At 39.6% G+C, this 6,823-nt stretch carries 8 protein-coding genes; all 8 read left to right on the top strand.

Features of this window, described 5'->3' with window-relative positions:
* Positions 1-99: 99 nt before the first annotated feature.
* Positions 100-468, top strand: coding sequence for a hypothetical protein (locus QZ576_RS22280; RefSeq protein ID WP_297101738.1), 369 nt, complete (start codon positions 100-102; stop codon positions 466-468).
* Between the two features lie 2 nt (positions 469-470).
* Positions 471-1,667: a conjugative transposon protein TraM gene (gene traM, locus QZ576_RS22275; RefSeq protein ID WP_297101736.1), complete on the top strand. Its 1,197-nt coding sequence runs from the start codon at positions 471-473 to the stop codon at positions 1,665-1,667.
* Positions 1,667-2,491 carry a conjugative transposon protein TraN gene (gene traN / locus QZ576_RS22270; protein WP_297101734.1) on the top strand — a complete coding sequence of 275 codons (825 nt, stop codon included), beginning with the start codon at positions 1,667-1,669 and terminating at the stop codon, positions 2,489-2,491. The genes traM and traN overlap by 1 nt, the downstream gene beginning before the upstream one ends.
* A 19-nt stretch (positions 2,492-2,510) precedes the next feature.
* Positions 2,511-2,972: a hypothetical protein gene (locus QZ576_RS22265; RefSeq protein ID WP_297101732.1), complete on the top strand. Its 462-nt coding sequence runs from the start codon at positions 2,511-2,513 to the stop codon at positions 2,970-2,972.
* Positions 2,973-2,980: 8 nt separating this feature from the next.
* Positions 2,981-4,963, top strand: a complete 1,983-nt coding sequence (locus QZ576_RS22260) for a type IV secretion system DNA-binding domain-containing protein (RefSeq protein WP_297101729.1) — start codon at positions 2,981-2,983, stop codon at positions 4,961-4,963.
* Complete coding sequence (locus tag QZ576_RS22255) at positions 4,960-5,631, top strand: M23 family metallopeptidase (RefSeq protein ID WP_297101727.1); 672 nt, start codon at positions 4,960-4,962, stop codon at positions 5,629-5,631. The genes QZ576_RS22260 and QZ576_RS22255 overlap by 4 nt, the downstream gene beginning before the upstream one ends.
* Positions 5,621-5,821, top strand: a complete 201-nt coding sequence (locus tag QZ576_RS22250) for a hypothetical protein (protein WP_297101725.1) — start codon at positions 5,621-5,623, stop codon at positions 5,819-5,821. Before QZ576_RS22255 ends, QZ576_RS22250 begins: the two co-directional genes overlap by 11 nt.
* Positions 5,822-5,825: 4 nt before the next feature.
* A partial coding sequence (locus tag QZ576_RS22245; RefSeq protein WP_297101723.1) for a DUF4099 domain-containing protein occupies positions 5,826-6,823 on the top strand: 998 nt, incomplete at its 3' end.

Below are 6,823 nucleotides of genomic sequence, written 5' to 3'. Positions count from 1 at the left end.
TAACAGAAGGATATTTAAAGGATGTTCCGCGCAGTCAGAATAATCCTCATGGCGTATTGATTGAGCGGTGGAAAACAATAGAAAATAAAGACTTAAAAAATGAAGCTAAAAACAATTTTTAAACTGGAATACTGGGAGAAACACCCGAAAAAGGCATTTTATGTAATGTCAATGATCCTGGTTCTTTGTATTGTGATTTCTACATCTGTCAGTGTGCTCCAAATAACCAATAATCGCAAACAGGGAGTTAATGGTTTTACACAGGAACTGAAAGATGGTTTTTCGGTGATTAGAGATGATTTTTCACAAGGAACCATTCACTATGACCATTACCAAAAGTGTAAGAAGCTCGAATCCCAAATAGATTCTCTGCTTAGTAAAGAAAAGCTCAGCCTGGCCGATAGCATTCAAATAGAGAAGATATTTGAGGAGCTGGAAATATTGTACAAAGACTTAAATAATGAGTAACTATGAAGGTAAAATTTAATCAAAAGAAATACATCTATCCGCTATTTGTTTTCCCATTCATCTTTCTGATGTTTTACGTCTATAATTCGCTTGGGCTTAATACAAAGAAAGAAAAAGTTGTTGTCGCCGAAGGGCTACAGGGGCGCTTATCTGATCCCTCACAACAGGTTGTGGAATCAAACTTAAAGGATAAACTAACTACATACCGCGAAAATTACAGGAATGCTGAAGGCTATACGGCCATCCAAAGCCTTTCATACGAAAAGCAGGAAGCTGATACATTTGAAGACCTATATTCCATTCAGGAAAAAAGACGACTCGACAGCCTGGAAGCAGTATTAAAAAGCCAGCTCTACACACCAGATATCGAAATAGGTCCCGAAAATCATTATAAACCGGAACCGCTTAGTGAATCAGATCAGGCACTTTTGGATTTGATCAATTCTGCCAATCAGCAGAATATCAATCCCAGTCCAGATGACGCTCCAATCCCTCCACCAGAAAAAGACCCAATGGAAACAATGCGTCAGCAAATGGCGTTAATTGACAGTTTCCAGAATGCCAGCAATCCGGAATTTATAGAAGAACAAAAACGAATTGCAATACAGGAGGCTCTCGATAAACAACGGTTGGAGTTTTTGGAAAAAAAGTCTCAAGTGGAAGCTGCAAACAATGTGAGCAGTGAATTTAACACGCTAAAGCCGACAAAGGATAAATCGTTCATTAAGGCGATAATTGATGAAGATATAACCGGTTATGCCGGTTCTCGGATACGGATTCGTTTATTGGAAGATATTACAGTTTCTGATCAACTAATAGAAAAAGGGACTTGCTTATATGCTCTCATAAATGGTTTCTCCGCTCAACGGGTTTCATTAAATATCAGTACAGTAATGCTTAACGGTAATATATATCAAATTAACCTCGATGTATACGACATTGACGGATTAAAAGGTCTGTATGTACCAGAGTCTGCATTCAGGGATTTTACTAAAGATCTGGGAACTCAGACATTACAAGGAGTAAATGTTTCAACAGGTGATGGTGCCAACGATCTTCTTATGTCCGGTGTCGGCAGTATGTTTCAATCTACTTCCCAGGCTATTGCCAAAGCTATTCGTAAGAACAAGGCAAAAATTAAAAATTCCACCCATATTTTTCTAATCGATAGTCAAGAACTAAATAACCAATACAAATAATGAAAACACTATATTTTTCAATTTCACTTTTCTTCATCTGCTTCATTGTCAATGCTACAGATATACCCAAAGAAAATTTACCGGTTATTTCAATAACTACCGGGATTTCTGTTCATTTTATTTCGCCGGAACCCATTCAATTTGCTGACATCTCTACTGATGCTATTGTTGGGGATATTCCGGTTGACAATGTGCTCCGCGTTAAAGTGCTTTCTGATTCAATTGCAAGTCAGGTTGATGAAACGGTAGTTACGATTATCGGACAATCGTTTATTGCACAGTTCAACCTGAAATATGTCCCGGATGATCTTTCTCCATCCACCACAACCCGCATTGATATTCTTCCCAAACATATGAGCCCACTGGAATTCCCGGAGATAACAATGACATTCCGGGATATGAGAGAAATCTCACGAGATATTGTTATTGGCAGAAGACCGGCATTTAATAATGTGATGAGTAAAGCTTTAGGAATGAAAGCGACTTTAAATAATATTTATGCCGTTGGGGACTACGTTTTTATCGATGTTTCATTTCGAAACCGTACACGGATTAAATACGATGTTGATCAGTTTCGTTTCACCATCCGCGATAAACGCATTACCAAAGCAACGAATGTACAGGATCTGGAAGTCCGGCCAGTCTTTTCACTGTATAACAACAGCTATTTCAGAAAGCGTTACAGAAATGTCTTTGTTTTTCAAAAGTTTACTTTCCCGGGAAACAAAGTTTTCACCATTAAGCTTGATGAGAAGCAAATTTCCGGCAGAACGATTGAGTTAAATATTGATTACCGTGATTTACTTCACGCCGATACCTTGTAAAATCCTCAAAGTACAGACCATGAAAAAAACAGTATTCATTCTTATCTTATTCATCACAGCTTTCAGTAATGCAAGGTCACAGGAAGGATGCACTTATTTAATGTTGAAAGCAGGTCCCTTGTACGAAAGTGCCTGGACTGGTACCGTTGGGGTTGATTTAAATACGAAGTATCATAACTCTGCAGAGCTATCCTTTTCCTACTACAAGGCAGATCAGAAATCTTATGACAATCTGTTAGTTGGAATGTTCTATAAGCCAGTACTGGCAAGAAGCCGGAATACAACTTTTAAGTTCAGACTTGGTTCACACATCGGGACAGACAACTCTGATTTTATACTTTCAGCCCTTGGAGGGATCGAGTTTTTACAATCCCTTGCACCTGGTTTCGATTTAATCATTTCGAATACCAGCGGCTACTACTTCTGGGCGCGCAATCATTGGCGTGTGTCTGCTGAATTTGGGTTTCGGATTTCACTTTAAGATGAGTTATGGAAGAAAGTCGTGAACTGCAAAAGCTATACAGCTTTATGCAAATGGCTCTGTATAGTATTGTGGTGTTAGATGTAATCCTTAACGTGCTATTTACTGAATCAATCTGGCACCAACTGATGCTTTTGTTCGAAAGGCTTAAGATGATACCTCTTTTCGATAACCCAATTTATACCAAGCTGCTGACGGTGATCGTAATTCTACTTGTGGGGATAGGGACAAAAGCCAAAAAGAATATTGAACTGAATCCCAAAACTCAGATCTTTATTCCGCTGGCTTTAGGACTGGTATTAATTTTTACCAGTCCTTTTTTATTGCCCAAAGCCGGGGATTTAAGCCTTAAGCAAGTCTTTCCTCATACAAACTGGTATGGTGCCGCTTATATTTTCCTTTCTTTTTTTGGTGCAATTATTACCAATACGGCTGTTGACAATGTTTCTAAAATGGTCAAATCAGGCCTGGGAAAGGATAAGTGGAACATCGAAGGAGAATCTTTTATGCAGGATAAGACCAAACTGGAAACCCCAACCTCTTTAAATATCCCAATGGTATTTTATTTCAAGGGGAAAGTGCATAAGGGATTTATAAATATCAATCCTTTTAGAGGGACTTTTGTAATTGGCACACCTGGTTCAGGGAAAAGCTTTGGCGTTATTAATCCTGCAATCCGGGAATTTATACGAAAAGGTTTTACCATGTGCCTTTATGATTTCAAATACCCTGATCTTGGGAAAATTGCCTATTACAATTACCTCTTACAAAAGAGAAAAGGAAGACTAAAGAATTACCAGTTTCATGTTATCAACATTGATGATATTTCCAGAAGCTGCCGGATAAATCCGTTGGCTCCACAATATGTTCAAACCTTAGCTGCTGCCCAGGAAATATCAGAAGCATTAATTGAAGCACTGAAGAAAGGGGATAAGACCGGTGGGGCTGATCAGTTTTTTACTCAATCCGGTGTCAACTTTCTTGCTTGTAGTGTTTACTTTTGGGCGAAGCATAACGATGGAAAGTACTCCAGTTTACCACACATCATGGCGTTTCTTAACCATTCGTATGAAGAGATCTTTACGGTTCTCCTCACGAATCCCGAATTGACCAGTCTGCTGTCTCCATTTATGAGTGCCTTTAATAAAAAGGCATTCGATCAGCTGGAAGGTCAGATTGGTACGTTAAAAATCTTTCTTTCACGCCTGGCCACAAAAGAATCATTCTGGGTATTTTCAAAAAATGATTTTAACCTGAAAATATCTGATCCGTCGAACCCTTCTATTCTAATTCTGGCGAACAATCCATCAACACAAAGTATTAATTCGGCGCTTTATGCACTTGTCATTAATCGGATTACCCGTCTGATAAATGATAAAGGAAATCTGCCTACCTCAATCATTGCTGATGAAGTTCCAACGCTCTTTATTCATCGGATTGAGAACCTGATTGCCACGGCACGAAGCAATAAAGTCGCAGTTCTCCTGGGATTACAGGAACTTCCCCAGTTTAAACAACAATATGGCCGGGAAACAGCCGAAACAATTACATCAGTAATCGGAAATGTTCTTTCCGGTTCTGTCCGGGATAAAGGGACATTGGAATGGTTGGAAAGAATGGTCGGTAAAATAAAACAAACCGGTAATAGCCTGAATGTCGATCATGCCAGGGCAACAATCGGTATGACCGAGCGGCTGGATGCACTTATCCCTGCAGGGAAAATTGCTTCTCTGAAAACAGGGCACATGATTGGCATGATTGCACGAGATGCAGACGACAAAACAGATTTGGGAAAAGGTTATGTCCCTTCTGCAATTAACTGCAAAATCAACCTGGATATGAAAGCCATAAAAACCGAAGAAGAAAACTATCCTGAAATGCCGGTTTACTACCATTTTAAAGGTGATAAAGACAAGTTCCTGCTTCGGAATTACGAGAAGATTAACAAAGAGGTTGAAATGGTAGTTAACGACTTAATGTATACCTCATGAAACTTCTCCTGTTTTTGTCTTTTTCCCTTTGTTGCCCATTTATTGTAAAGCCTCAGAATTTTAACTCTGTATCGAAAGAACGGCAGTTTAAAACAATTCAGGTGGTTGATTCTAAAACTGAAATACCAAAGATCGGGGCCGATACTATTCCGCTTTTACAATCGGTTTCTGATACATTGGGTGTCTATGCTGCCACGAATGATACTCGCGGGTCTGTGCTGTTTTCTCCTCCATTACGTCACCTGGCTGTTACTTCCGGATTTGGATACCGGTTTCATCCAATTCTGAAATCTCAAATGTTTCATTCCGGTATCGACTTCCGGGCGCGTAATGATACGGTGTTTGCTATTCTTGCAGGTATCATTACTCAAAAAACAGAGTCGCCCGGTTACGGAAAGCGTATTAACATCTTTTTGGGTAAGCAGTATGAGTGCTTATATGCCCACCTGTCTCAGACCTTTGTTCACAAGGCCGAATGGGTTGAACCGGGACAAGCAATTGGAATAACAGGAAGCAGCGGACTTAGTACGGGAGAGCATCTGCATTTTGAGGTTACAAAGGCCGGAAAGCCTGTTAACCCACTCCAATTTCTTGCAACGCTTACAAAATATTATAAACATCTTGAATATGCTGGAAAAGAAAAACTGTCATTCGTTTATGATGAATGACAAGATTGAACTTGAAGGTAAAAGCTTTGAAATTACGGGGCTCTTACCCAACCGGAAAGTACAGGTTACCAATACAAAAACCGGAAGACTGACAACGCTTTCCCCTTCCGATTTGCTTTATAATTCCCTGATGGATGCCAAGCTTGAGCAAATCAATAAATCGATTTCAAATAAACCACTTAAACGTTAATGTTATGACAAAATTTAAACGAGAAGAAATACCGGTAGATGATATGCAAGCCCTTGGTTTGCACGATGGAAAGAACTTAAAATTGGATAGTACTCAGCTGGAACATTTACTTTCGGGAAATATTACCCAATTCGTTCAGCTCAACAACGTCAAAATTGAAAATGACAATAAGGTTTCTCTTGATGCAAAACTGTCATTGAGAAGAAAACCGGATGGTTCTGCAGGTTTGTTTATCCATCCAATTTATAAGGATTTGAAACAACACCCGGATTTATCGCCGGAAGAAAATCAGGCATTTGCTAAAGGAGGTGTTTATTCCAAAACTACTGCGGCCTACGGTAAGATTGTGTCGCATGGTGAGGCTCCTTTTGAATTTGATGAAGGCAATAAAGAGAGCTACTATATTGAGCTTGAAAAGCAAAATGGCGAAAAGAAATTTGTCTGGGGAATAGGCTTGAAAAGTGCCCTTGAAAGCTCCAGACATGAAATCGGTGACCAGGTGCAACTATCTGTTACCGGGAAAGAACTGGTTAAAACCCAGGATAAAAAGGGCAACTGGATAGAAGCCGAACGCTTGGGTTGGAGTATAAAACCAATTGAGCAGTCGAAAAAAAAGGAACGTTCTGTTATTTACGAATACGATCATGAAACAAAAAGCTTTGTTAGCTTGCCGCAGGAGTATGTAAAACAAATTGAGGAAATAAACGGAATGCCGTTAACCGAAGAGCAGAAACGCCGGTATAAGGAAGGAAAAAAGGTTACGATGCCTGACGGAACATCTGTTCAGGCGTCCCCTGCTTCAAAGGATTTAATACGCTCTGATAAAAATTTACTGATCCTTTCAATGGTTCTCGATGGCGGCTTGTCTTATATGCTATATCGGGGTGTGAAAGCTATTGAAAAAAAGGGAAAGCAAATGCAGCAGCGCGAGAACGAGTACTCGAAAGGTTATGAGGATGCTTTGAAAAAAGTACAAACCGACCTGGAGCGTAAACAGGCCAG

The sequence above is a fragment of the uncultured Draconibacterium sp. genome (genome assembly GCF_913060805.1).
GTDB lineage: Bacteria > Bacteroidota > Bacteroidia > Bacteroidales > Prolixibacteraceae > Draconibacterium.
This window is presented reverse-complemented; position numbering and strand designations above follow the sequence as displayed.